General features: G+C 60.9%; 1 protein-coding gene. It reads left to right on the forward strand.

Annotation, left to right across the window (positions count from 1 at the left end; genetic code table 11):
- Positions 1-94 precede the first annotated feature (94 nt).
- Positions 95-470, forward strand: a 376-nt coding sequence (locus OO70_RS53550; RefSeq protein ID WP_234337164.1) for a baseplate J/gp47 family protein, incomplete at its 3' end; no start/stop codon positions are given.

The raw sequence follows: 470 nt of genomic DNA on the forward strand, positions 1-470 counted from the left end.
AAGACGGCATACGAGATTTCTGCCTGTCTCGTGGGCTCGGAGATGTGTATAAGAGACAGAGCCCGCATCGTACTCGCAGGGCAATGTGGTCGTGGTGGCTGACACCTGGCCGCTGACAGTCGCACAGGGGACAGTCTTCACGCGCAGCGATGGCGTTCAGTTCACGTCGACGCTCGCGAAAGACATCGGAAAATATTCGCTGAGCGCGACCATTCCAGTCGTGTGCAACGTGGCAGGTAAGTCAGGCAACACAACTTACGGCGCACCGCTCTCGACGAACATCGCGCATCTCACGGCCGTCAACGTTGACGATGTCGGTCTCGGCCAGGGCGCGGATCAGGAGACGGACGATCAGCTCCGCGAGCGCATCCTGGCGCGCAAGCGATACCCTCCGCATGGTGGGGCCGACTTCGATTACATCGCGTGGGCGAAGGAACTGCCAGGCGTTACGCGGGCGTTCGTGAAGGCCA

Origin of the sequence: Streptomyces xylophagus (assembly GCF_000716435.1) — a bacterium.
GTDB lineage: Bacteria > Actinomycetota > Actinomycetes > Streptomycetales > Streptomycetaceae > Streptomyces > Streptomyces xylophagus.